The sequence below is a fragment of the Synergistaceae bacterium genome (assembly GCA_012728235.1).
Lineage (GTDB): Bacteria > Synergistota > Synergistia > Synergistales > Synergistaceae > JAAYFL01.
Window position 1 is genome coordinate 1 of record JAAYFL010000041.1, and the last position, 25,200, is coordinate 25,200.

21 protein-coding genes are annotated in these 25,200 nt (G+C 43.1%); 10 read left to right on the forward strand and 11 right to left on the reverse strand.

Going from position 1 to position 25,200, the window contains the following annotated elements:
• Positions 1-30 precede the first annotated feature (30 nt).
• Positions 31-1,269 (forward strand): hypothetical protein, encoded by a 1,239-nt coding sequence (locus GXZ13_03570; GenBank protein ID NLX74916.1) that lies wholly within the window; start codon positions 31-33, stop codon positions 1,267-1,269.
• A gap of 70 nt (positions 1,270-1,339) precedes the next feature.
• Here GXZ13_03570 and GXZ13_03575 read toward each other — a convergent pair whose 3' ends face one another.
• Positions 1,340-1,903: a hypothetical protein gene (locus GXZ13_03575; GenBank protein NLX74917.1), complete on the reverse strand. Its 564-nt coding sequence runs from the start codon at positions 1,901-1,903 to the stop codon at positions 1,340-1,342.
• A 136-nt stretch (positions 1,904-2,039) separates the two neighbouring features.
• Entirely contained in the window at positions 2,040-3,488 is a 1,449-nt protein-coding gene (locus GXZ13_03580; GenBank protein ID NLX74918.1) for a sodium:solute symporter family protein, read from the reverse strand.
• A gap of 524 nt (positions 3,489-4,012) precedes the next feature.
• On the opposite strand from GXZ13_03580, the gene GXZ13_03585 reads away from it, so the two are divergent.
• From GXZ13_03585 to GXZ13_03595, 3 genes are all read left to right on the forward strand, one after another.
• Positions 4,013-4,756 carry a hypothetical protein gene (locus tag GXZ13_03585; GenBank protein NLX74919.1) on the forward strand — a complete coding sequence of 248 codons (744 nt, stop codon included), beginning with the start codon at positions 4,013-4,015 and terminating at the stop codon, positions 4,754-4,756.
• A gap of 147 nt (positions 4,757-4,903) precedes the next feature.
• Entirely contained in the window at positions 4,904-6,265 is a 1,362-nt protein-coding gene (locus tag GXZ13_03590; GenBank protein ID NLX74920.1) for a sodium:alanine symporter family protein, read from the forward strand.
• Positions 6,266-6,583: 318 nt separating this feature from the next.
• Complete coding sequence (locus GXZ13_03595) at positions 6,584-7,963, forward strand: sodium:alanine symporter family protein (protein ID NLX74921.1); 1,380 nt, start codon at positions 6,584-6,586, stop codon at positions 7,961-7,963.
• A 93-nt stretch (positions 7,964-8,056) separates the two neighbouring features.
• Here GXZ13_03595 and GXZ13_03600 read toward each other — a convergent pair whose 3' ends face one another.
• The gene (locus tag GXZ13_03600) at positions 8,057-9,073 is read right to left on the reverse strand and encodes a homoserine dehydrogenase (GenBank protein ID NLX74922.1); all 1,017 of its coding nucleotides are present in this window, start codon (positions 9,071-9,073) and stop codon (positions 8,057-8,059) included.
• A gap of 143 nt (positions 9,074-9,216) precedes the next feature.
• Entirely contained in the window at positions 9,217-11,019 is a 1,803-nt protein-coding gene (locus GXZ13_03605) for a DEAD/DEAH box helicase (protein ID NLX74923.1), read from the reverse strand.
• A 363-nt stretch (positions 11,020-11,382) separates the two neighbouring features.
• On the opposite strand from GXZ13_03605, the gene GXZ13_03610 reads away from it, so the two are divergent.
• The 6 genes from GXZ13_03610 to GXZ13_03635 are packed head-to-tail and all read left to right on the forward strand — an operon-like array spanning position 11,383 to position 17,428.
• A complete protein-coding gene (locus tag GXZ13_03610) occupies positions 11,383-11,967 on the forward strand; it encodes a LacI family transcriptional regulator (GenBank protein ID NLX74924.1) in 585 nt (194 codons plus the stop codon).
• Positions 11,964-13,682: an ABC transporter substrate-binding protein gene (locus GXZ13_03615; GenBank protein NLX74925.1), complete on the forward strand. Its 1,719-nt coding sequence runs from the start codon at positions 11,964-11,966 to the stop codon at positions 13,680-13,682. The genes GXZ13_03610 and GXZ13_03615 overlap by 4 nt, the downstream gene beginning before the upstream one ends.
• Positions 13,679-14,656, forward strand: a complete 978-nt coding sequence (locus GXZ13_03620; GenBank protein NLX74926.1) for an ABC transporter permease — start codon at positions 13,679-13,681, stop codon at positions 14,654-14,656. The genes GXZ13_03615 and GXZ13_03620 overlap by 4 nt, the downstream gene beginning before the upstream one ends.
• Positions 14,653-15,834 (forward strand): ABC transporter permease, encoded by a 1,182-nt coding sequence (locus tag GXZ13_03625; GenBank protein NLX74927.1) that lies wholly within the window; start codon positions 14,653-14,655, stop codon positions 15,832-15,834. Before GXZ13_03620 ends, GXZ13_03625 begins: the two co-directional genes overlap by 4 nt.
• On the forward strand, positions 15,827-16,582 hold the full coding sequence (locus GXZ13_03630) for an ABC transporter ATP-binding protein (GenBank protein ID NLX74928.1): 756 nt from the start codon (positions 15,827-15,829) through the stop codon (positions 16,580-16,582). The genes GXZ13_03625 and GXZ13_03630 overlap by 8 nt, the downstream gene beginning before the upstream one ends.
• A 48-nt stretch (positions 16,583-16,630) precedes the next feature.
• Positions 16,631-17,428, forward strand: coding sequence for an ABC transporter ATP-binding protein (locus GXZ13_03635; GenBank protein ID NLX74929.1), 798 nt, complete (start codon positions 16,631-16,633; stop codon positions 17,426-17,428).
• Between the two features lie 113 nt (positions 17,429-17,541).
• Here GXZ13_03635 and GXZ13_03640 read toward each other — a convergent pair whose 3' ends face one another.
• The 7 genes from GXZ13_03640 to GXZ13_03670 form a co-directional block, all read right to left on the reverse strand.
• The gene (locus GXZ13_03640; protein ID NLX74930.1) at positions 17,542-18,912 is read right to left on the reverse strand and encodes a V-type ATP synthase subunit B; all 1,371 of its coding nucleotides are present in this window, start codon (positions 18,910-18,912) and stop codon (positions 17,542-17,544) included.
• A gap of 2 nt (positions 18,913-18,914) precedes the next feature.
• Positions 18,915-20,705: a V-type ATP synthase subunit A gene (locus GXZ13_03645; GenBank protein NLX74931.1), complete on the reverse strand. Its 1,791-nt coding sequence runs from the start codon at positions 20,703-20,705 to the stop codon at positions 18,915-18,917.
• A 24-nt stretch (positions 20,706-20,729) separates the two neighbouring features.
• The gene (locus GXZ13_03650) at positions 20,730-21,344 is read right to left on the reverse strand and encodes an ATPase (protein NLX74932.1); all 615 of its coding nucleotides are present in this window, start codon (positions 21,342-21,344) and stop codon (positions 20,730-20,732) included.
• Positions 21,344-21,652: an ATP synthase subunit F gene (locus tag GXZ13_03655; GenBank protein ID NLX74933.1), complete on the reverse strand. Its 309-nt coding sequence runs from the start codon at positions 21,650-21,652 to the stop codon at positions 21,344-21,346. Before GXZ13_03655 ends, GXZ13_03650 begins: the two co-directional genes overlap by 1 nt.
• A gap of 2 nt (positions 21,653-21,654) precedes the next feature.
• Positions 21,655-22,077 (reverse strand): ATPase, encoded by a 423-nt coding sequence (locus GXZ13_03660; protein ID NLX74934.1) that lies wholly within the window; start codon positions 22,075-22,077, stop codon positions 21,655-21,657.
• 70 nt (positions 22,078-22,147) lie between these two features.
• Positions 22,148-24,109 (reverse strand): ATPase, encoded by a 1,962-nt coding sequence (locus GXZ13_03665; protein ID NLX74935.1) that lies wholly within the window; start codon positions 24,107-24,109, stop codon positions 22,148-22,150.
• The gene (locus GXZ13_03670; GenBank protein NLX74936.1) at positions 24,100-25,200 is read right to left on the reverse strand and encodes a V-type ATPase subunit; all 1,101 of its coding nucleotides are present in this window, start codon (positions 25,198-25,200) and stop codon (positions 24,100-24,102) included. Before GXZ13_03670 ends, GXZ13_03665 begins: the two co-directional genes overlap by 10 nt.

Here is a 25,200-nt window from a genome sequence, read left to right on the forward strand (position 1 = left end):
AAGTCTAATAGAGAGAGAGGGTTTAACCCAATGAGTTTTAAGAAGTTTTTAGCCACACTCATTCTTTTTTTGGTACTCATCACACCTTCCGCCGCTTTTGCTGAAGGATTTGGCATCTACGAGTGGAGCGCAAATGGAGTCGGACTTGCAGAGAACAATATGTTCGGCGAAGAAGATCCTTCCGTGCTTGCCTACAACCCGGCAGCCATAACACGCTTTGACAGAGCTTACTTCAGCACGGGAGCATCACTTGTCAACCCGAAAGTAAAGGCGAAATTTCATGGATTAGATTCTTCTCTTTTCAATAAGGGGAATCAGGCCGATTGGCAGAACAGCTATTCCCCCGGAATAGTGCCTTACGCTTATTATGCCAAGAAAGCCGGAGCAAACTCCTGGTACGGAGTGGGCGTATTCCCACGTTTTGGAAATCAGATTGAATACGATAAATTGTGGCCCGCCCGTTTGGAGTTAACTTATGTGGGAATCAAGGGTGTCACGGTACAGCCGACTTACGCATTCAAAATGACTCCAAAACTTTCAGTAGCCGTCGGATTGGATATTAACTACATGAACTTACAGATAGATGGCGGAGACGAGTCTCTTATTTTTTCAAAATTAGATGGAACAAGCACAGCTTTTGGCGGATTACTGTCTCTTATGTATGACTTCAATCCAAACACTTCAGCTGCATTAGTCTACAGATCCAGAATAAAACATACGATGAACGCAGATGTAAATTTTTATAGTGCTTTAGTACCATCTATTCCTGGCACTATTGCAAGAGGCAGCGTAACTCTCCCCGATTCAGTAACATTCGGTCTCGGACATAAATTCAACGGAGGGAAAACTAGAGTTGAATTTGATGCAGTCTGGACGAACTGGGCTACATTTGACAGACTGAAAATGGACCTTGATAACGGAGATGTGTCTGATACAGAAAAGAATTGGAACGCAGTTTGGCGTATCGGTATCGGACTTGAGCATCAGCTGAGTTCAAAATGGAGTTTTCTCTGCGGATATGTCTGGGATCAGAGCCCCATTCCAGAAAAGACTATGGACTTTATGGTGCCTACGGGAGACCGACATAGAGCGAGCTTCGGATTTAAGTATCGCCCCAACGACAAAAGCGAATGGACTCTCGCTTACAGCGGTATTTGGGCAGGAGAGAGACCAGTTTACTCAAAGCTTGCCGGATTAGATTACGAGAAAGCAGAGCTGCACAGCGGTTTCACTAATATAGTCTCATTAGGTTACACGATGAAGTTTTAATAGAATCAAAAAAGAAAATAAAAGAGCCTCTCCTACGGGAGAGGCTCTTTGTCTTATTTAAAGATAGTTTCTATTTTATTAGCAGACCCGATATGAGTGTCAGATGCTCCGGTATGGTGGCGCCCTTCATCCATAAGACTTTTATGCCCAGTATCTCTTCTGATATTTTTGACATGTCTGCACCGACCGCTTCTATCGAGTAGCGCATTCTCTCAGGGAATCTACATGGGTTTTCATCAATTCTTGTGCATGTCGTACAGATTTCACATGCACCGGAAAAAAGATATTGGCTTTTCGGAATTTTCTTTTCCTCTCTTATCAAAAAATTAGTCAACCGCTTTTTTTCTACGTCTAGAATGTCGTCTATCTGTTTTGGCACGTCAAACGCCTCGCAGACGACCCCCTCCAACATCTTTGTATCAAGAAAAATCTCAAGTCCAAAGAGCCTGATATCACTGTAAGAGCTCAGGAAACTCAAAGGCTCTATGTCTAGAGGCGAGCAGGACCACCTTTTTTTGTAGTTTGTGCATACTTTGCAATACTCCATAAAGACCGGCGGGTCTACATATTTTTCTAAAAATTCCGGCATCGGACAGCTTCCACGAGATATCCGAGTTTTGTACTTTATTGACAAAGAGACAACTCCCTCATTTTTATTTTCATTTTGTCATTATATCATTTATGTAAAAGGAGTTTTTATACAAATATACTTACTCAACAGAAAGTGTTTTTCTTAATTATTTTATTTATAGCTTTTGCTTGTTATGAAATCAAACACTGTTTGCCTCAGTTTTTCTTGCGGTTTTCTTTGTAAACAGCAAAAAGGCTATATAAGATGCTAGAGTTCCCGCAACTATGGGGTGAATGACTCCCAATATTCCGGGTACAGAAAGTCCGCTCCAGCCTATTGAAGTTGATCTGTATGCTAGAAGATACCATGCAACAGTTCCTGCAAAACCGCACACTGAAGACATAAAAGCAGCGTTCGGTCCGGCTTTAGGCCCTTGGATCAACAGTGCGAGATAGGGCACAATGATTGCACAGGCAAGCAGAGTCCAACTTGTTGCACAGATTAGAGCAATTATTGATGAGCTTTTTAGTGCGAAGAGACAGCTGGCTATAGTGCAAAGTACAACTATGGTTCTCCATCTCCAACCGGAAAGATCTTTTTTAAGTACGTCATGTCCAAGGCTTCCACTTGCAATATGAAGAAGGGCCGATGCTGTTGAAAGTGAAGCAGAAACTATGGCAAGAGCAAACAGGTGCTGTCCGAATGTGGGCAAAAGTTTGCCAACCAGCGTGGGGACAATACTGTCCGGATTTGTCATCCCTCCACCAAGATAAACTCTGGATAAGGCACTTGCAAAATAAGCGCCCCCGACCACTACGGAGAGGGCTAGCATGGCAAAGGGCACTATTTTTGTACTGTCATTTCTACTCTTCAAAGCAAAATGTCTTTGAATAAGTTGTGGCTGTGCCCAAATTCCTACGGAAGTTACAAGTGTAAGAAATATAATGTTTAACCCTCCGGGGCCGCTGCTTAGAGCCAAAAATCCGTTGTTAGCCTCTTTCGTTGGAGGTAGTGCAGCGAGAGCCTTGATCCCTGCCACGGGACCTCCCATTGCAGATAGTAGGGCAACAAGAAGAGCTCCTATGCCGATAAACATTATGAACCCCTGTATGGCTTCGGTGTATAGAACGCCTCTCAGTCCTCCCCATATGACACTTATTCCGACAACGAAAGCAAGCGAAACGAGAGCTGTGTTTACGCCGATATGCAGAACTTCAGCCACCATGACTGCGGCCCCTTTAAACACAGCTGAGCCATATATAACAAGAAGAACTGTGGAGATGAGCCCTATGAAAACCTGCAACTTCGGAGATTCATAAGCTTTTGCAAGAAGCTCTGCCGGAGTCTTTGAGTTTAGCTTTTCCTGCCAAACTCTCGTCGGCCACGCAAGATAGCGATAGACGAACCAAGTTCCCAACCAGACATTTCCTGCTGCAATGAGAAGCATTTGCATTCCGAAAATATAGCAAAGTCCGCCGAACCCTACAAGAGCAACGGCTGAAATATAAGTGGCTACATATGCAAATGCCTGAACCACAACTCCGACCTTACCGGGGAGTAGATTGTCTTTCCCTCTAAAGTATTTGGCTATCGCAACGAGCATAATCGCATAGGCAAGCCAAAGAGGTGCATAGATGATGTTATTCATCTTACTTGCCATCCCTTACGATAATTGTGACTGCCGACCAAACTGTACTTACGAGAAGTGAACTGCCTGAAAATAGAACCCAAAGATCTGCTGAACCCATTTTAATGACCCCTTTCTGTTGTTGGAGCGAATACTTAAGTTGTTATTTTTTGGTAGAAATATATAAAAAAAGACCGCTGCCCCTCAGGGCGGCGGTCTTAGAAGTCTATCAAGCTATTGTTAAAGTTACGCTTTACTCCGAAGAAAACACCACAACACCCGAGGCTCTAAGGCAACGAGGATAAGAGTAAGCATAATAGTAAACATTGGAAAATACTGCATTGACCATACTCTGAAACCTCCCTCGGCTGTTTTTTGTGCATTAACGGAATGATACAATCACTTTAGTATGATGTCAAGTGTTGGTGATAAAAGGTCAGGAAATGTATATGTGAAACTTTATTAAAGTTCGGTTATATTTGGAGATGTTATAATTAATCATTCCTTTTATTTTTATAATTTTATAACAAGTCTAGGAGAAAAAAATGACGGAAATAGACAACGAGATTCCTTTTAGCGGAATAGACCCCAGAGGTCGATTAAAGTTCAATGTTTTGCTAGAAATGTTTCAGGAGATGGCAGATATAGACGCGTCAAAATACAATCTTTCCGTCCGTCAAACACTTGAAGACAATATAACTTGGGTTCTCCGGAAATATAGGTTGGATATAAAAAAATACCCAACCAAAGAGTCCGGTTTCATAAAAATAAAAACTTACGCTGAACCATACAGAAACCTATTTTCTCTTCGCACATTCCAATTCTGGGATTCTAAGGGAGACTTTTTAGGCTCAGCATTTACTTGGTGGGTGCTGATAGACCTTCTAAAGAACCGTCCCCTACGTTTGGACAAATCTGCTTACAAGAGTGCCTTTAAAGAGCAGATATCAGAAAACCTGCCGAAAGATGTAAAAATTCCCGATCTTAAAACTCCGCAAATAGAAGAGAACTGGAAAGTTCGCTGGCAAGACCTGGACGTAAATGACCATGTCAATCATGCCGTTTATTTCAGTTGGGCATTAGACACAGTTCCGAAGGAAGTGCCCGAAAATATGGTTCCCATGCATGTAGAGGGAGAATTCTTAAGACCCATTCCAAGAACAAGAGTACTCTGTCTAACAGAGGAAGTTGGGTCAGAAAATGGAGTGTCTTTTCTCCATTCTTTGCGACATATTGAAGATGGTTCTGAATATGCGAAATTCTCTTCTTTCTGGCAAAGCTCAAATTAGTAGAAATTATAAGAACCTTACGGAAAATCTTGTCATCCAATGCTATTTATGTAAAAATATATCGGTGAACTTAGCAAATTGTGTCCCTTTTAAAGAGTACTGGCTTCTCAATACTCTTTATTAAAAAATAAAATAGGAGATGTTAATATGGATTCTTTGACAGAGTTTTTTAGCAAGGCAAACAGTTTTATCTGGGGACTTTATTGTTTGATACCCCTTCTTTGCGGTACCGGACTTTATTTCACACTGCGTTTAAACTTCGTTCAAATACGTAAATTTGGGCGCGCTGTAAAAAACACCTTCGGTTCAATCACTCTTTTTGGAGAAAGAGCCGGCAAAGATGGAATGAGCTCTTTCCAAGCTCTTGCAACAGCAGTAGCGGCACAGGTCGGGACAGGAAACCTTGCCGGAGCGGCGACTGCAATTGCATTGGGAGGGCCTGGAGCTATATTTTGGATGTGGCTTGCTGCATTCTTTGGAATGGCGACAATCTTTGCGGAAGCCGTTCTTGCACAGACGTACAAAGGCAAGGATGAGACGACAGGCTCTGTTGTCGGAGGTCCTGCATATTACATCACTAAAGGACTTGGTTGCAAATGGTTGGCCGTATTCTTCTCAGTAGCTTTAATCATAGCTCTCGGTTTCATTGGCAACATGGTTCAGTCAAACTCAATAGCTGATGCTTTCAACAATGCATTTGGATTTAACAAACTTGCGGTCGGAGCAGCGATTGCACTTCTCTCCGGATTTGTTTTCTTCGGTGGATTGGGCAGAATCGCATCTTTGACAGAGAAAATGGTTCCCATCATGGCAGCTCTCTACCTTTTGGGCGGAACTTATATTTTAATTACATATGCTTCACAGATTATTCCCGCATTTAAAATGATATTTGTAGGAGCGCTCAACCCTGCAGCAGCGACAGGCGGTCTTATCGGGGCATCAATGAAGGAAGCCATTCGTTACGGAGTCGCTCGCGGACTTTTTTCCAACGAGGCAGGAATGGGTTCAACTCCTCATGCTCATGCCATAGCCAAGTTAAAATATCCTGCAGAGCAGGGACTTACAGCAATAGTCGGAGTTTTTATAGACACTTTCTTCGTTCTTAACATGACAGCTTTTGTAATACTTGTCACAGGAGTAATTGATGGAAGCACCAGCGGCATAACCCTCACTCAGAACGCCTTCACAGCCGGACTGGGAAGCATGGGTCTTCCGTTTGTTGCAATTTGTCTCTTCTTCTTTGCTTTCTCCACGGTTATTGCATGGTACTTCTTCGGTGAACAGAATATCAAATACCTTTTCGGTGCAAAGGGCTTAACCCCCTACCGTCTTATTGTCGTGGGATTTGTTTTCTTGGGTTCAGCTTTGAAGTTGGAATTGGTATGGGAGCTCGCAGACTTCTTTAACGGAATAATGGTCTTCCCCAACCTTATCGCACTAATCGGCCTCAGCAAAGTCGTTGCGGAATCTCTTAAAGATTTCGATGAAAACGGAAGGCTGAAAGTCTAGATAATTTATATAAACGTTATATCGTTAAAGGGGCGCTCTTTTAAAGAGCGCCCCTTTATTTTGCAATAATAATAATATACATAAGTATAAGTAAAGAAAATAACTGTTTAAAAATGTAATTATTTTTGATTTTTCAAATAAATTCTTTCATATTTTAAACTTTTTATTTTTATAACGTTAAATTTTAAACCAAATATTCACTTTTTTATAGACAGAGTGACGATAAGATGATATTCTCTGCGTAATTTACGCAATATCATAATTATCGTATCTAATTTTATTTGTAGAACTACATCAGGAATAGGGAGGGAATTAATGTTGGATTTATTTTGGAAGATTAATGACGTTGTAAACAGCTACGTATGGGGGCCATGGATGTTAACGTTAATCGTTGGCACAGGAATTTGGCTCACGATTTATCTCGGATTTCCACAGATTCGCTATTTTGGTCTTATGCTGCGTGAAGTAATTGGGAGGATTAGACACAAAAGCTTAGAAGATGGGAATATATCTTCTTTTGCTGCCATGGCTACGGCTCTCGCAGCCACAGTAGGAACCGGTAATATCGCCGGAGTTGCGACAGCACTCCATCTTGGCGGTCCCGGTGCTCTAGTCTGGATGTTAATTTCTGCTTTATTCGGAATGACAACCAAGTTCTGTGAAGTTACTCTGGCTGTTCACTATCGTGAGAAGGACGCACTTGGAGCCTATCGCGGCGGAACAATGTATATTCTTGAAAAAGGATTAGGGATGAAATGGCTCGCAGTTATTTTTGCCCTATTCGCATTCTTGGCGTCATTTGGAATAGGAAACGCAGTTCAATCCAACTCAACGGCCGAAGGAATTTATCTCGCATTCGCAATACCTCATCTTTATACAGCTATTGTTCTCGCTTTCGTAGTAGGACTCGTGGTCTGGGGAGGACTCACAAGAATAGCGACAGTCACAGTTTATCTTGTTCCCTTTATGGCCATTTTCTACATAATCGGAGCATTTGCAGTTGTGTTTAAACATGCGGCAGAAGTACCAGCTGCTATCTCTATGGCGTTCCAGGGAGCATTCGGCGATCCGATGGCAATCCCCGGCGCAGTAGCAGGTTGGGCTGTAAAAGTCGCAATTACAAAAGGTATCGCCAGAGGCGTCTTTTCAAATGAAGCTGGACTTGGTTCAGCACCTATGGTTCACTGCACGGCTAAGGTTGATCACCCGGTTCGTCAGGGACTTTACGGTATCTTTGAAGTATTTGTAGACACCATTATCGTCTGTACTCTTACGGCAATGACAATTTTGGCTTCAGGCGTAATCACAAGCCAGCCGGAACTTACGGGAGCACAGCTTACACTTTCAGCCTTCTCTACAACTCTTGGGGGAACGGGAACCATCATTCTCGCATTGGGACTCGCTCTCTTTGCACTTTCAACGATTCTCGGTTGGTACTACTATGCTGAAACAGCTCTTGTCTATCTCTGCAAAGGACACTATCTGCTTAAACCATTTAAGATTTTCTGGATAATCTTGATAGTTCTTGGCGGATGGGGCGGAGCTGCCGTACTTAACAACTTATGGGATCTTTCCGATACTCTAAATGGACTTATGACAATACCCAACCTTATAGGGCTGTTGCTGTTGAGCAGAGAACTCAAAAAACTCACCAAAGATTTTGACTTGAAGATAAAATCCGGAGAGTTGAAGAAGTAAAATAGCTTCTTATTAAGATGCATTAATAAAAAAGAAGGTTCCTACGGCAGCAGGAACCTTCTTTTTATTGTTTAAATATTTTAATCTTTTAAATTATTTAGCCATTGCAACTAAGTCTGCAAGGAGAGCCTGTCCAGTCTCTTTTCTTCCCGCTCCCGGTCCGGTCAGAGTGACTTCGCCCAGGTTGTCCGTTGTTAGTGTTACGGCGTTTGTCGCTCCGTCAATCCCAGCCAGGGGATGTGAAAGTGGGATCTCCATCGGTGCGACATAAGCATGAAGGCCGCTCTGGGTATATTTTATTCCGGAGATGAGCTTTATTTTATTGCCTCGCTCTTTAGCTTGCTTTATTTTTTCTTCCGTGATATGTGTTATTCCTTCACGATCTATCATATCTACCGGTATTTTTTCATCAAAAAGGATTAAAGCTATTATCGAAATTTTTACGGCTGAATCCCAGCCGTGTACGTCCATTGAAGGATCCGCCTCTGCATAACCCAATTCTGTAGCTTTTTTTAAGGCTTCATCATAAGAAGACCCATGCTCCATCTCTGTGAGGATTACGTTCGTTGTTCCATTCAAGATGCCTTCAACTTTTTCAATGGTACAGCCTGCCAAACCGCTTTGTATCATGTGGACTAAAGGAGTTCCGCTCATTATTACGCCCTCATAGCGCATCTTTGCGTTATGTTTTTTTGCTAATTCTTGAAGTTCGTCCATGGCAACAGCTATCGGCCCTTTGTTCGTCATTGTGACGTGAATGCCTTTCGCGAGAGCTGTTTTGATATGAGAAAGGCCAGGTTCTCCGGTTTCTAAATTTGTTGGTGTAGCTTCAGCCAACATAGTGGCTCGTGATGCATCTAACATTTCGGAGAAGGAGCCTTCGAACTGGGTGAATCCCTCAAATGAATTATAAGTATTGATTGCGTGTAAAACTTTTTGAAGGTCAAGCCCGTCCGGATCTATTATTGTGCCTTTTACAAGGTCTGTAATCATAGTAACTTTGAATTTGAATCCAAACTTTTCATACAGATTATCTTTTTTATCGTAAAGAATTTCTAAAAGGGCGGTGCCAACGTTGCCGCAGCCGGCAAGAGCGATTCTGTTTAACAATATAACCTCTCCTTTAAGAATTTAGTTTATTACTGTCTTTCAAGTATATCACTTGCAGTTGCTATAAAAAAGGTACAATTTAAATAATTAAAATGTACCTTTGTCTTTGTTTTATTTATTACAGAAAACTGCGGGAAAAAGAATTATTTAAAACGTCTTCTCTTGCGATCTCCATCTCTGTTTCCATCGCTTCTGCGATCTCTGTTAAATACGCGCCCTTCTCCGGATGAACTGCGACGTCCTCCGTCACTCTGCTCCGTTATGGTACGAACTGAACTTGGCGTGAGCCCTTCGCGAACAAGGCGATCCTTACGTGCATCAAAAAGGGATGCGGCTTTGGCGGATAGTTCGACAGTAACGCTTGTATCGCGAAGTCTGATATTTCCTACATCCTCTCGGCCTATACCGATATTGCGGCATAGGAACCCGAGGAGTGGTCCTACTTCCCATCCGTCAGAACGTCCCACTGAGAAATTGACGGCTATTCCACCAGTCATCTTCCTGCGCTGGAAGCGTTCTTTGCTGTCTCTGTCGCGAACTGGGGCAGCAGTAGAGCGTCCCTGTCTGCGTCCGTTGTCACGTCCTCCGTCACTGCGTTTCTCTCGGTCCATCTCATATTCTACGTCTGAACGAATGGAGTAGCCGGACGGCTGATCTCCATATGCTTTTGCAAGCAATCCGGTGAAGATAAGGGATGCATCGTCGCGTTTAAAAAGCTCATCGCTCCAAGTTTGAAACTCTTCTGATTCAATGCCGCATTCGAGGATTTCTTCTTCAAAACGTACACGCGACTGACCTTCAATTTCTTCAGCATCGGGCGCAGGCAGCCATTCTAATTTTAATTTTGAATTGGCGCTGCGCTCCATATATTTAAATTGCCGTGCTTCACGTGCCGTAAGTAGAAGCATATTGCTTCCTTCATGTCCGGCACGACCTGTGCGTCCGCTGCGGTGAACGAAAGACTCTATGTTCTGAGGAATGCCATACTGGAACACATGGCTTACAGCGTCTATATCTAGTCCTCTGGCCGCAACGTCTGTCGCCACTAGAATATCAACTCTGCCGCCTCTGAGAGCTGAAAGTGCTGTGTTTCTCTCTCTTTGGCTCATATCTCCATGTATTGGAGTTGCTCTAAAACCGATGTCGCAAAGTCTATCTGCTATGGTCTGTGTTTCAACTCTTGTACCGCAGAAAAGAAGAGATTTGCTAGGGTTTTCCCATATAAGTACATTTGTTAGCCCTTCAAAGCGTTTGCGTGAAGGGATTATATATGCTTTTTGTGTAATATCTTCATGTGTTGTGACGTCAGAGACGAGTGTAATTTTTATTGGAGCATCAAGATAGCGTTTTGCGAGGTTCACAACTTCTCTCGGCATAGTGGCCGAAAAAAGCCATGTTCTTTCTGCTTGAGGCATAGCTTCAAGTATCCCTTCAAGCTCTTCGCGGAAGCCCATGTCAAGCATATTGTCACCTTCGTCCAGAACGACGCTTGTCACTGTACCTCCTTTGAAAGTACCGCGTCTGATATGGTCAAGAAGTCGTCCCGGTGTTGCTATAACGACGTTCGCTCCTTCGTTTAGAGAACGAATCTGTCTTCCCATATCCATGCCTCCAACCAAAGTGGCGACACGTACTCCGCTTCCCACACCAACCCAAGTAAACTCTCTTGCTATTTGCAGTGAAAGTTCACGTGTCGGCGATAGTACGACTATCTGCGGCTCTCTCTTGCTTGTGTCCATAATATTAATCAGTGGCAGTGCAAAAGCCAGGGTTTTACCTGAGCCAGTTCTTGCCTGAACGATAATATCGTTGTCTATTAGCGTCTCATCTTCCAAAACTCTGACCTGCACCGGCAACGGTGTGTCAAAGCCTTTTTTCTCAAGAGCAATAACAAGCTCTTTTCGCAAATTATAATCTGCGAATTTTGTTTTTGTTTCTACATTCATTATTGGATTTCCTCCCCCAATTGCGCCGTTGCTAATATCCCTACGTGGCGCAACCAGAGTAAGGTTACAAAAAGTAGTTCTTCCCGGTAAAGCAGATGAAAAATGCGGAAGGATGTTTGTGCAACAGCGAAAGCTCTTCTGAGCTATTGTTTTATACGGTTTTCTTAAAACCACAATCATGCATTATCGGGGGATAAGTACACTTTGTCAAGGTAGAAAGACTTACAGTGAAAACAAGCTTACTGTAAAAAGACAAAATCTTTATATGAGACAAGCAGGAATTAATATCCGTATTTTATATACTCGACCAAGAGATTGGGATATTCTATAATGGTACAATCGGTTGCATCTGGAGGTTGGGCGATGAAAGTAACTATGACTCAGGTAGCTGAACATGCGGGAGTCGACAAAGCTACGGTTAGCCGCGTACTCAGAGGAGATTCTAGAATCTCAGAAAAAACTCGCACAAAAGTCATGAAGTCGGTGCGAGCACTAAATTATCGCCCCGATCTCAATGCACGTTCTCTTTCCACCAACAAAAGCGGTTTTATAGGAGTAGTGGTAAAAGAGATTAATGAAGATTGGGTTGCAAACTTCATGTCCGGGTTGGATCGCTCTCTCTCAAACTATAAATATGACATCTTACTAAAATGTACGAGCGGCGATAAGCGCCGTGCAATATACGAATATACAAAACTTGCAGACAGATGTGTCGAGGGCATGATAATTAGCGACGTCGACAATTTTCCCGAAAAAATAATCGTTCCTACTTTGACGCTTGGTTTTAAAAGGCCTGGAGCAATTGCTCTTTTATCAGATGGAGGATACTTTATCCCAACTTTTGAAACAGGAGCACAAGCAGGCCGACTTTTAATAAAACTGATATCAGGCAAAACTCTGCCTTTGAATGAAATAATAATAAAGACGGAAAAGGACGCAGTAAATTGAAAAGAATTTTAGCTTTTATCAAAAAAACAATCTCAAAAAAGAATACAGCAAGGATTATCATATCCCTAACACTTCTATTGTTTATTCCGCATTATTCAAATTCTCTTGAACGTTTTGATCCGCAAAAAGTATATGGTCCCCGAATAGACAAACTTTGCATGGTTATCATAAGAAATTCAGATGCTCAAATATTGGCGGCTCAAAAGGGAGAGATAGATATAATGGGAGATATGGCTCTACCGTCTGATATAGACAGATTAAGCCGTGACCCCAATCTAAGCATGTCTCTTGCACGAGGATTTCATGCATTCTTCCTTCTTTTCAACAACAAAGCAGCTCCTTGGGATGACAAATATGTAAGACAAGCGGCAGCACAGGCACTGGACAGGAATAATATCGTAAGGACTATATATTCCGGATATTGTGAACCAATAAATACATGGCTGCCCCCTGTTTCTCCTTGGGCTCTTCCTGAGAGCGGGAAAATAATTTTTGATCGCAAGGCTTCACGTGCCAAGTTAAAATCACTTGGCTATTCGTGGAATTTGGCCGGTACTCTCGTGACTCCGGAAGGAAAGACCATTCCAAGGTTAAAACTTCTCACACCTCTTGCAAGAGTGGCGCCAACAACGGCGGAGCTTGCAGAACAGATAGCCGATTCACTGCATGCCGTAGGTTTTCCGGTAGAAGTAGAGCCCATGGATTTCTCCGTGATGATTTCAAAGCTAGACCGTAAAGATTATTCTTTGGCAGTTCTTGCATGGGGTATGGGGCGCAATCCTGATTCTCTCTACTCCTTTTACCACAGTGTGATGGATGTAGAGGGAGGGTACAACGTAACGGGTGCAAATGATGTCAAGCTGGACGAAGCTCTTCATGAGCTGCGTTTTGCAAGTGACAAAGCCGAAGCTGAGGTAGCTTCTGAAAAAGCTCAAAAACTGCTTTCAGACATAGTACCCTCAATCCCAATATACAGCCGCTTTTCAGTCGCGGCAGTTTCAAAAAAATGGAAAAATATCCTGACAACAGACAAAATAACTGCGGATAACTTTTGGACTATGATGATGGCAGAGCCAAAAGATGGAAAGATGAGAGCTCTCAACATGGTGCTTGCCGAGGAACCGCGCAATTTAAATCCATTTGTAGCCAGCAGTGCATATGCCTGGCAAGTACTGGGGATGATATATGAGGGCATGATAGGCACAGACCCCTTTACCTTAGAAGATATGCCGGCACTGGCTGAATCATGGGAAGTGCGCACAGTTGGAGCAGATGGGGCCGGGCAGACTGAGCTATCATTTAAAATCAAGGACAATCTTAAATGGAATGATGGTTCTGCTCTGACTGTTTATGACGTTAAAAAAACGATAGATTTTCTCAAAAAAAACCAAGTGCCTCGTTTTTACGATTCAGTTAAAGACGTTGAGTCAACAGAAGTTTCAGCGGACGGAAAGCTAGTCGTTAGAATGAGCAATGTAAGTTATTGGCATCTTAACAAAATAGGATCGCTCCCGATAATTCCACAAAAAGTTCTTAATGAGATAAAAGATTGGCAGAACTGGAACCCCTTGGAAAAAAGCGTTGATTCTGGCCCCTACGGTTTGATTGGATCCGGTCCTTTTAAACTCGAAACTTATAAAGCGGGAGAGTATGTGATGATGGAAAAGAACAAATATTATCGGATGCTCTCAAATCCCAAAAGGAGCATGAAATGAGTTCAAAGTGGTTTCTTAGACGACTATTTTCTTCTATCGCGGTTTTAGCGGCCGTTCTTGTGCTTAATTTTCTGCTCTTTCGTATAATGCCGGGAGATGCAGTAAGTACGATTATTGATCCAAGCTTTTCTCCGGAAGCGAAAGAACTTTTAAGAGAGCTTTACGGTTTGGACAAACCGCTAAAAGAACAATTTTTTATCTATATAAAGCAGATGTTGACGTTTAAATTTGGACTCTCGTTTTTAAGCAGAAGGCCTGTCTGGGAAGAACTTCTCTCTAGACTTCCTGCAACTCTTATTCTGATGTCCCTCTCCATGTTTTTCTCCTCAGTTCTTGGTATATGGCTTGGAATAAAAGCGGCCTTAAACAGAGGTAAGAAACTTGAAAAGCTCGTCCTGAGATTGGGAGCTATTACTGCATCATTTCCCGGATTTTTTGTGCAGCTGGTTCTCTTAATGCTATTGGCTCGCACTTTTCCTCTATTCCCATTAAGAGGTAGCCTATCCGTGCCTCCCCCTACAGAGGCGACAGCCATAGTAATAGATTACATTTGGCACATGGCTCTTCCCGTTATTTCCCTTACTCTCATGGGCTTTGGCGGCTGGGCACTCTATGTTCGCAATCTTATGGTGCGTGTGCTTGGAGAGGACTACGTCTTAATGGCGAGGGCTCGTGGGCTTTCTGAAAAAAGAGTTGTTTACGGGCACTCCTTTAGAACTATACTTCCTCCGATACTGACAATACTTCTGATGTCTGTCCCGGGACTTGTTTCGGGAGCAGTGATAACCGAATCTGTCTTCTCACTTTATGGAATAGGAACCTTTTTATTAGAAGCCGTTTCCGGTCATGACTATCCCTCTGCCGGAGCCGCATTCTATCTACTGGCTCTCATAACCATAATTTCGAATCTGTTTGCTGACATAATATACGGGCTGGCCGACCCTAGAGTCAGAATAGAAGGGAAAAACCAATGATGGCCTTGCTTAAAAGAAAGAGCATAATTTCTTTTATAATAATCGCTCTTGTCGGAGCTTTTCTTCCATTTTTTCTCGAAGGGCATCCTTCTGACAGCGTTGGAGCTCCCTTTGCAAGACCGATATTTTGGAACTTAAAGCTCCCTGCGTCCACTTATTTCGATATTACAGAAAATAAGTTGGAATTTGAATGGAAAAAATTTCCGCCCGCTATTTTTTCTCTGGCCGGGAAGATTGAAGCCGAACCGGATAAAACAGTTGTCATAAGTTGGAATACTCCGAAAAAGAGCTACACTCTTGCTGAGCTTGCTGGACAGGAGCTTTACTGGATAAACATGGATGGGAGAGACATGATATTCAAACAAGCTTTAGACCTGCCTCTCATAGGCAAGAGCGTAGATCACCTCTTCCCCGAAAAAGGGAAGTATTCAATAACAGTAGAAGGAGCCACTTTTTCAGAGCTTAAACTTTCTCTGCCGGGGAAGAGGCAGGGCTTGCTTGGCACAGATCAGAGGGGAAGAGACGTTTTTAGACTTCTCATATATGGAATAAGGACCTCTCTTTTGGTGGGAATTTCCGCCACGATTATAGCGACAGTTCTGGGACTCGGCTTTGGACTTCTTGCAGGTTATTCAGGCGGACTCATTGATTCTCTCATAATGCGTACTGTCGATATACTGTTATCTATTCCAACTCTTCCGATTCTAATGGTGCTTGCCGGAATATGGGGCAAGGGACTCTGGCAACTGGTTTTGATACTCTCAATTTTCTCCTGGATGGGTACGGCTCGCTCCGTACGTTCTCTTATACTCACTGTTAGAGAAAGTGCATGGGTTGAAGGATTAAAAGCACTAGGCGCAAAAAAAAGTTATATTTTGCGCAGACATTTGATATCAGAGACAGCTCCGATTCTCCTTGCAAATATCGCACTTGGCGTTCCCGGAGCCATTCTTTCGGAAGCATCGCTTGCCTTCTTGGGACTATCCGATCCAAGGTTAATATCCTGGGGGAGGATGCTTCATGAGGCTCACTCTTTTGGAGCTTTCACCGAGGGAGCTTGGTGGCTGCTTCTGCCTCCCGGTATCGGTATCGTTATACTGTGCTTAATCTTCATGGATATAGGCCGCTACCTGGAAGAGCTGATAGATCCAAGGCTTGGAAGTGATAAAAATGCTTGAAATAAAAAATCTAAAAGTAAGATATAAAAATTCTACTAGCGATGCCGTGTGTGGGGTTTCTTTTCGTCTTGAAAAAGGAGCTTTTACAGGACTGGTAGGCGAGTCTGGAAGCGGAAAAAGTACGATTGTCACAGCTTCTCTAGGCCTCTTGCCTGACGGCGCAAAAACTGAAGGCGAGATTTTGTTCAAAGGAGAAAATATCCTGAATATGAGCGAAGACAAGTTAAGGAAGCTCAGGTGGAAAGAGATAGCACTAGTCCCTCAAGGAGCTCTCAACTCATTTACGCCGGTAATAACAATCGGACATCACGTGAACGAAGTCTTAAAGAGACATTTGAACATGGGTGGCAAAGATGCGGATAAAAAGATAGATGGCCTGCTTGAGGAAGTGGGGTTGGAAGCTTCTATAAAAAAACGATATCCTCACGAATTATCCGGCGGACAAAAGCAGCGCGCGGCAATAGCTCTTGCATTGGCTTGCTCCCCATCCCTTCTATTTGCGGACGAACCAACAACAGCACTTGACGTTGTATCTCAGTCCGGAATTTTAAAACTTTTAGAACGACTCAGCAAAGAAAAAGGGCTGACTGTGCTTCTTATAACTCATGATCTACCCGTGGCTGCAACTCTCTGCGAAAAACTCCTTGTAATGAAAAATGGATTGTTGGTAGAGGAGGGTTCTCCCAAGGAGATTATCAGAAATCCCAAAGACCCTCATACAAGAGCGCTTGTCGAGGCGATACTATGAAGAAGATTCATATTGTTTATGTTATAAAGGGTGGACGAAAAATGATATATGACGGAGAAGAATGTGATGAATAACGTCTTAGAAGTAAAAGATTTGACTGTTCGATTCAAATCTAAAGCGTCAGCTGTTCACACTGCAGTAGACGGAGTCTCACTCTCTCTTGCAGAGGGGGACACTCTTGCGATTGTTGGGGAGTCCGGAAGTGGGAAGACAACGCTCATGAAAGCCATAATGGGATTTGTAGAGAGAGGTGCCGGAAGTGTTAATCTCTTTGGACGTTCAACAGATGCCATATCATTTTCTGAATACAATGAACTAAGACGCATGTGTGGCTATATACAGCAGGATCCATATGGAGCCATTCCGCCCGGGCTTACTGTACTGGATTCTGTAATTGAGCCGGCTGTCATAGCGAAGAGCTCAATGGGCAAAAATGAGAGAAGAGAGAGGGCGATCTCTCTTTTAAATACACTAGGCCTTGAGTCAGAGCGAATCTTTTCATCCAGAGCCGTCAACCTTTCAGGCGGTCAGAGACAGCGTGTCGGGATAGCCAGAGCTCTCATGCTTTCACCGCGATTGCTTCTTTGTGATGAGCCGACGTCAATGCAAGATGTTTCGACAAGGGGCGAGATAATAGAGATCCTTGACGACTGTGTAACATCCGGAATGTCTATGCTCTTTATAACACACGACCTGATGCTTGCCGGAAGAGTGGCTAAAAATATTATCGTCATGAAAGACGGCAAAATTTGCGAAGCGGGAAGCACAGAAGAAGTTCTTTCTTCACCGAAACACCCCTACACAAAAATACTGGCAGAAGCCGTCCCCAAAATTGAATATTTGTAAAAAGTTATCCTTATATTTCATATACAACTAAAAGTAAAATCCCTTAAACCTAACTCATTTAATTGAGACGTTTAAGGGATTATTTATTGGTAAATTAAAAAAATAAAACTATTTTACTGCTTAATATACTCCTCAATCTCATCCATAGAGAGACGTGTGAGTTCGCTTTTTGGCAGAGAGGACAAGATTTCCCATGCCATATCAAGCGAGGAGCCGATCTCTCGGTCTTCCTCTTTCCCCTGTTTCAAGAATTTCTCTTCAAAGAGTTTCCCGAATACAAGCGACTGTTTGTCCGCTTTTGAAAGTTCATCCTCACCTACGACTCCGGCCAGAGCTCGGACTTCCTGGACCCTGCTATATGAAGCGAATAGCTGGCTCGATACGCTTGGGTGGTCTTCTCTTGTGTAGCCCTTTCCTATTCCGTCTTTCATGAGACGCGAGAGGCTTGTCAGTATGTCTATCGGAGGATAGATGTTTCTGGCATCGAGGTCGCGAGAGATGACAATCTGCCCTTCCGTTATAAATCCTGTAAGGTCAGGAATGGGGTGTGTTATGTCATCGTTTGGCATAGATAAAATGGGAATCTGTGTAACGCTTCCCTCTTTGCCTCTAACCACTCCGGCTCTTTCATACAGAGAAGCCAAGTCGCTATAAAGGTATGCTGGGTAGCCTTTTCGACTGGGGACTTCTCCCGCGGCAACTCCGAGCTCACGAAGAGCTTCGCAGTAGCTTGTCATATCAGTTATTATAACTAAAACGTGATGTCCTAATTCATAGGCTAGATATTCCGCGGTTGTCAAAGCCATACGAGGAGTTGCTATCCTCTCTATTACCGGGTCATCTGCCAGGTTCAAGAAAGTAACTATATTATTGTTGTTGCTGCGTGAAGAAAGTTCCTGCGTCAAGAATGTCGCGTCATCATGTTTTATTCCGACTCCGGCAAATACGACGGAGAAGTCCTCTGAACCTCTAATCCTTGATTGAGTTGCAATCTGTACTGCCAACTGATTATGCGGCAAACCGTTGCCTGAGAATATAGGCAATTTCTGTCCCCTAATAAGAGTTGTCAGTGTATCAATTGCAGATACTCCTGTGTGAATAAAGTTCTTTGGATACTCTCTTGCCATAGGGTTGAGAGGGAATCCATTTATATTGACTTTTTCCCCGCCAAATAAAGCTCCGAATCCGTCACGCGGTTCTCCCAGGCCGTTAAAAGTTCTACCCAGCATGTGCTTTGAAAGTGTCACCTGCAGAGGCCGCCCCAGAAAGCGAAGCCTCGTCGTATTTGGGATCAGATCTTCCGTTCCCGCAAAGACTTGAACCAATGCGGCTTGATCGGAAAGAATCCTGACTTGTCCAAGACGAGTCTTGCCTTGATTGTCTTTTATTTCAACAAGGTCGTCATATCCGACGCCGGATGCGTGTTCGACTAAGACAAAAGGGCCCTTTATATTTTTTACTCCAATATGTTCAGGCTGTGCCATGACTACATATCTCCTATCTTTTTGGTGCGTTCAGAAGCGACTCGCTTTAAATGATTGTTAATATTTTTTCTTACATTAAGGAAGCCCTCCTCATCATCAGAAGCCAACTCTCTCAAGTGAGTTATCGCGTTGATAGAGTCATCATCCTTTATGAGTGAGATTGGAATTCCTTTGCGAATCAGCTTCATCGCTTCTGTATGGAAGGTTATAATTATATCCAATATCTCAAATCCCTTTTCAGGGGGAGAATAAGAGTCCTGTGTAAAAGAGTTCTGCTGAAGGTATCCATTTTTTATAAGAAATGCTGTGAAAGCCACAAGTCTTTGGTCATCCGGCAGGACGTCCTCTCCAACGAGTTTGATAATCTGTTGGACTCTGTTGTCTTCCGCAAGGATGTTTCGAGCCGATTCACGCAGCTCTCCCCAGCGCTGATTTACATTAGTACAAAACCATTCATTCAGCTCTTCCGCATATTCGCTGTATGAGTCCATCCAAGAAATAGCGGGGTAGTGGCGCGCATTGGCAAGACTCTTGTCAAGGCCCCAGAAGCAGCGTATAAAGCGTTTTGTATGTCTTGTAACAGGTTCTGTGAAGTCGCCTCCCGGAGGTGAGACTGCTCCTATAACGCTTACACTGCCTGTCTCTCCGCCAAGTGTGATGACTCGTCCGGCTCGTTCGTAGAACTCGGCCAGCCTGCTTGGAAGATATGCCGGGAAGCCTTCCTCCGCGGGAATTTCCTCAAGTCTTCCTGAGAGTTCCCTGAGAGCTTCTGCCCAGCGTGAAGTTGAATCCGCCATAATTGCAACGTCATACCCCATGTCGCGAAAATATTCGGCGATGGTTATGCCGGTATATATTGATGCTTCTCGCGCTGCGACGGGCATGTTAGAAGTGTTGGCTATAAGTATGGTGCGCTCCATTATTGGACGTCCCGTGCGTGGGTCTTCCAAGACAGGGAACTGTTCCAAAACGTCCGTCATCTCGTTTCCTCTTTCGCCGCAGCCTATATATACAACCACCTGTGCATCTCCCCATTTTGCGAGTTGATGCTGTGTTACGGTTTTCCCCGTTCCGAATCCGCCTGGAATACATGCGGTTCCACCCTTTGCAATGGGGAAGAGGCCATCTATGACTCTCTGTCCGGTAATAAACGGTTCATTTGGCAGGAGTCTCTCTCTGTACGGTCTGGGAGTTCTGACCGGCCAACGGCGAATAATAGGAATTGTTATCTCTCTTCCAAATGCGTCTTTGACTTTTGCAACATCTTCTCCCGCTTTGTGTTCTCCGGCCGAGATAATCCAAGTTATTTCTCCTTCAATTCCTGGAGGAGTCATAATTTTATGGAGCAGATTTTCTGTCTCCTGCACAGTGGCTAAGACAGTCCCTGAAGTAATTAAATCTCCAACTTGCACGGTCGGATTTATGTCCCAAGTTTTTTCTCTGTCAATCATGTTGACTGTAGTGCCCGGGTATATGTACATACCCTCACTCTCTAAAAGAGCATCTAGTGGGCGCCCTATGCCGTCGAAAAAGCTCCCTATAAGTCCCGGTCCTGTCTCGATTGAAAGGGGTTCTCCGGTTCCATAGACCTTTTCTTCAAGTTTTAATCCGCTTGTATCCTCATAAACCTGTATCGTGGCTCTGTCTTCTTCCATATTTAGAATTTCGCCCATGAGTTTTTTCTCACCGACACGAACGACTTCGTGCATTGCGAAACTGCGCATGTTTACGGCTTTTATAACAGGCCCATTTATATAGGAGACAGTTCCCACTTTCTGAGGATCTTCATATATTTTCGAGCTCAAATAAATTCCTCCTTAAAGCAGAGGCAGTAACTGTTCTGCAAGTGTATCTGCCATTTCTTGTGCTATATTCTGCCAATCCAAATTGACCTGTCTGCTGTTGTCAGCAGTAGAGATGCGGCATCCGCCCAAAATCGGCGCAGGTTCCCTGTCAAAAGTGAGAGTGACATTTGGGATTATCTTTTTTGTTTTTTCTATAATCTGATCTGCATATCCTGCATCGACTGTTGCAAGGCGAAGGGTTAAAGAGTCAACATCCTTTAAAGACTCAATCGCTTCAACGCACATGCCGGTTAAGATGTCTACATAACTTTTGCTATCTCTTAACTGTACAAGTTTATCCTGTAGCTTATTCAAAGCGTCAGAGAAAACTCTGTTCTGCGTACGCAAAATAGCTGTTGCTTTCTCGCGTTCTGCAGACATAATGTGCCTACGTCTGATGACATCAGCCTTTTTATGGGCTTCCTGTATAATCTGGTCAACTTCTTTTTGGAGTTTTTCAGTCTCTCTTGTAAGCCATTCCTCTGTCTCTCTATGAGATTCAGAAAGGAGAGTTTCTTTTTCTCCGTTCGCTTTTTCTAGAATTATGTCTCTTAATGAATTTATTTTATTGTTAGACACTTCTCTCATTACATCTTCACCCCTATTGCTTCTTGAACGTAGCGTGTGAGAAAGTCTGCCCCGCGCTCGGTGCCGAACCTGTCAGGAATTGCTACTACAAGAGGCAGCTCTGCACGTTCACGCAACTGCTGTAAAATTTCTACGGCAAGAGCTGCAGCTTTTTCCGTTATGGCTAGAATCGCAATATCCTTTTGTTTAAGGACTTTTTTAATTGCTTCATCTGCCTCTTCTTCTGTGCGAACAAGACAGCCTTGAATTCCCGCGAGCCTCATGCCTACGAGAGAATCATGGTTGTCGCTCACAAGAAATGCTTTCATTTTTAACCCGGAAGGCGTCCGAGGATAAGCAGAGATATGATAATTCCATAAATTGCTATACCTTCAGCCAAACCTATGTAAATCAGTGTTGTTCCAAGCATTTCAGGCTTCTCGCCTACAAGTCCGAGAGCAGCAGAGCCGACACTTGCGACTGCAAGACCTGCTCCTAAACATGCAATCCCTGTTGATATAGCGGCTGCAAGGAAACCCATTCCAGCGCCGGATCCCAACGGAGCAGCTGCCGCCTGGGCAAATGCCGGACTAGTCGTTAGAGCCAATATTGCTCCGGAAAATACCAATAAAGAAGATATTCCAATACTTGCACCGTATATAGTGCGATTTCCTTTATATCCTTTTTTGTGCATAACGTATCCAATCGTAATCATAGAAACTACAGCCATACAAGAAATTGATAATCCTATCATCTAAAACACCCTTTCATTTTCTAATTTTAAAATTTTATAATTTTTGCTGTTTTCACTATATATTTCATATCTAACTTGAATCGCCTACATATTTAGCACTGTTTCTTTTCCAATTTACCGGCTTAAAGGGAATGCCTCCGCCACTATAAAATTTACTGAAGAATTCATAGTACTGAAGTCGCAGCGTCTGTATAAAGACTATTAAGCCTTCGAGCCCAACTATGAGGATGTTTCCGGCAATAAAGATGATACCCTTCATCACTATTCCGCCCGGGAGATTTTGCACCATTTCGGACAGCATTAAAACTGCAACAGAGAGTCCAACGTGGTTAAGAGCAAAAGCTGCCAGACGCACAAAAGAAGCGGTGTTTGACACAAATGAGAGCAAACTGTGCAAAATTTCAAACACAAGCAGAGCAGTTGACTCTTTCTCTCCCTCCTGCTTGAGGAAAGTTTTTGCCAGAAAGTCTCGGAAAACCATCAAAACTATCATTAGCAATATAGTAATCTTCAAGAAGTTGGATGTAGTAGGTGAAATTATTGTGCCGGACATTTTGAATGCAGCCATTGCAATTATGCTCCAGTATAGAAGGAGCCCTGCAAGTCCTTGCCCATCAAACAACAGTCGCCCGTAATCCCTGTCTCTGTATTGTTTTATCATATTCAAGAAGAGTCCCAAGCTAATCATGAAAACACCTATTGCAATCGCAACTATAATTAAGCGATTTGTGTCGTGCATCGGAGAGAGCCAGAGAGGCTTAATTATGTTCTCTAATCCAAACACGCTTCCGTAAAGAAGCCCAAAAACCATGGAGCTTATGGCAGAGGATTTAAGAACAAAACCGAAAGAACGTTTCATTTTTCCGCTTTTTACCATAAAGAGAGAAGCGAGATAAATCATGAGACCATGTCCAACATCTCCAAACATAAAACCAAAAAATAAGATGAAAGATATAGCCACTATAGGAGATGGATCTATCTCTCCATAAGAGGGGATGCTGTACATGGCAACAATATCTTGGAATGCTCTAAAAAGAAAATTATTTTTAAGCAAAGTCGGGACCCTAATCCCGTGGGAAATTAGATTCTTTGTTTCTTCAATAATTAAAGTAGTGTTGGGAGCCTCAGTTTCGACTGTTTTCTGCACGTTTTCCAACGAAGAATCTGGCAACCAGCCTGATATTAAGAACATGTCACTGACACTGCCTCTTCCCTTGCATACGTCATAAACTCTCTGCATCGTATAAAGCTGTGAGTAAAGATGTTTGTACTCTTCTTTATTCTCGTTAAGAGTGTTGCGTGCGACTCTTTCTAAACTATTTATTGCCTTTCTATGTCCTTCAAGGTGTTTATCAAGGAAAGCCATTGGATCATCTACGTTAAGTTGCTCCGCTATCTCTTTGAGGGGGAACTCCTTGAAGGAGACAGCGTCCAACAGTTTCCTTGCAGAAGGTTCTCTGTCCGGAGTTGTAAGTATCAAAAGCCATTTATTGTCTTTTGTAGTCGTCAATTCATTAACGGCAATTGGAGATTGATCGCTGCTGTCCGCAAGACGCTGGTAGTTGTCATTTGAAACGTAGCCGAAGAAAGGAACTATAAAGTCACTCCCCACTAAATCTGCAGGAGTAAACTCTGTGCCTTTGAGATTCTGCAAAAGAATCTTAGCCGCAGAAAAAGTTTCTTCCTCTTCCAAGAGAGTACTGCGTTTCTCTTTCCAATTTTTTAAAATTTGGGCAATCTGGTCAACACTGTATCTGGCGTTGCTTAATGTAAAGTTTTTATCAATTGTTACGGGAGTTGATTCAGGCAGAGTACCCCCCGCCATCTCCCATATTGATGTTACTTTAGCAAGAAGTTCGTCATAGGGGTTGTCCGTAGCTGTTGTTATCTTGGAGCGCAATTCTCTGTCGTTTACCAAAACGTCAAGAGGCATGGGTTGGAATCCTCCTGACAACAGCATTTCACGTGCCACTGCTCCCATTTCAGAAGCAGGCCCTATCATGGTCAAAGCCACCATTTTCATTACTGCCATATGGGCACACCTCCGTCGGTAATGGGCCTAATCAAATATGCGGCTGATTCGTCGCGGCTATAGCCATATCTAACATTTTCAATTATTCGAATAATATCGTCTACCTCCTGAGTTTTAATCAAAAAGTAAGCCATCGCGGTGTGAAAACCGGGAGCTCCTTTTTGAAAAACAGATAGAGTCATTTTATATTTATAGCGTTCTATAGACGTTTCAAGAGCAAGCTCTTTATCCGGATGATTAAGCGCTTCCGAAAATATATTTGCATATACAGGGAACAGCTGTTCAAGTATTTCTAAATGCTCCTGCCAAGTTTTTCCCTCGGACATCTCGCGCAAGTGATGAAATTTAACTTTATAGCTGACGGAGAGCATCTGGCTCAAAATTTCTTCTATTGTCATATGATAATAAATAGAACATCTGTGAAAATGATAAAGATTTAAGAGATCTAGCCTTAATCCGAAAAGAGGTTCAAGCAAACTTATCTCAGCAAAAGGCAGTTCATTTAAATTTTTGCATATCTCTGTTTCTACGAGGTTGTCTATGGCCAGCTCCAAAGAGAAAAGGGATTTTTCTCCCCCCATAAGCTTTTTCACTGGCTCTTTTAATACTTTGAAATATTTCGTGTCTTTTAATTTTTCAAGCGCGTCATCAAAGTTTGTAGAATCTATGAGTTCGTAAAATGGGATTTTTGAGCATTCCATATAAGAAAGCTTTTGTTTCATCTCGTCCGGAGTCAATCTTCTTGAACGTATCCAACGAAAGATATTTTTCAATTCTTCCGCTTCGTACCAAGCGAGACAGCTTGTGAAAAGTTTGAACATGGGCCCCGATATATATGGAAGGAAAGCTGTTCCCACTCTACGGACAGTCGTCTTGAGCGCATTTTGCAGATCAACACGATGTACATGGTCAGTAGACAAGCCACTGAGAGCGTCTTTATATCCTTCCGTATCTCTTAGAAAGTTTGAAATCTCTGTCGTAGTTTTTAAATTCAATAAATTCCAGTAGTCGGCAGCAGTCAGAAGACGACTGTATAAAACGTGGGATTTAACACCAACGGCAATTGCTTGTCCGTGTGCGGTGATTGGCAA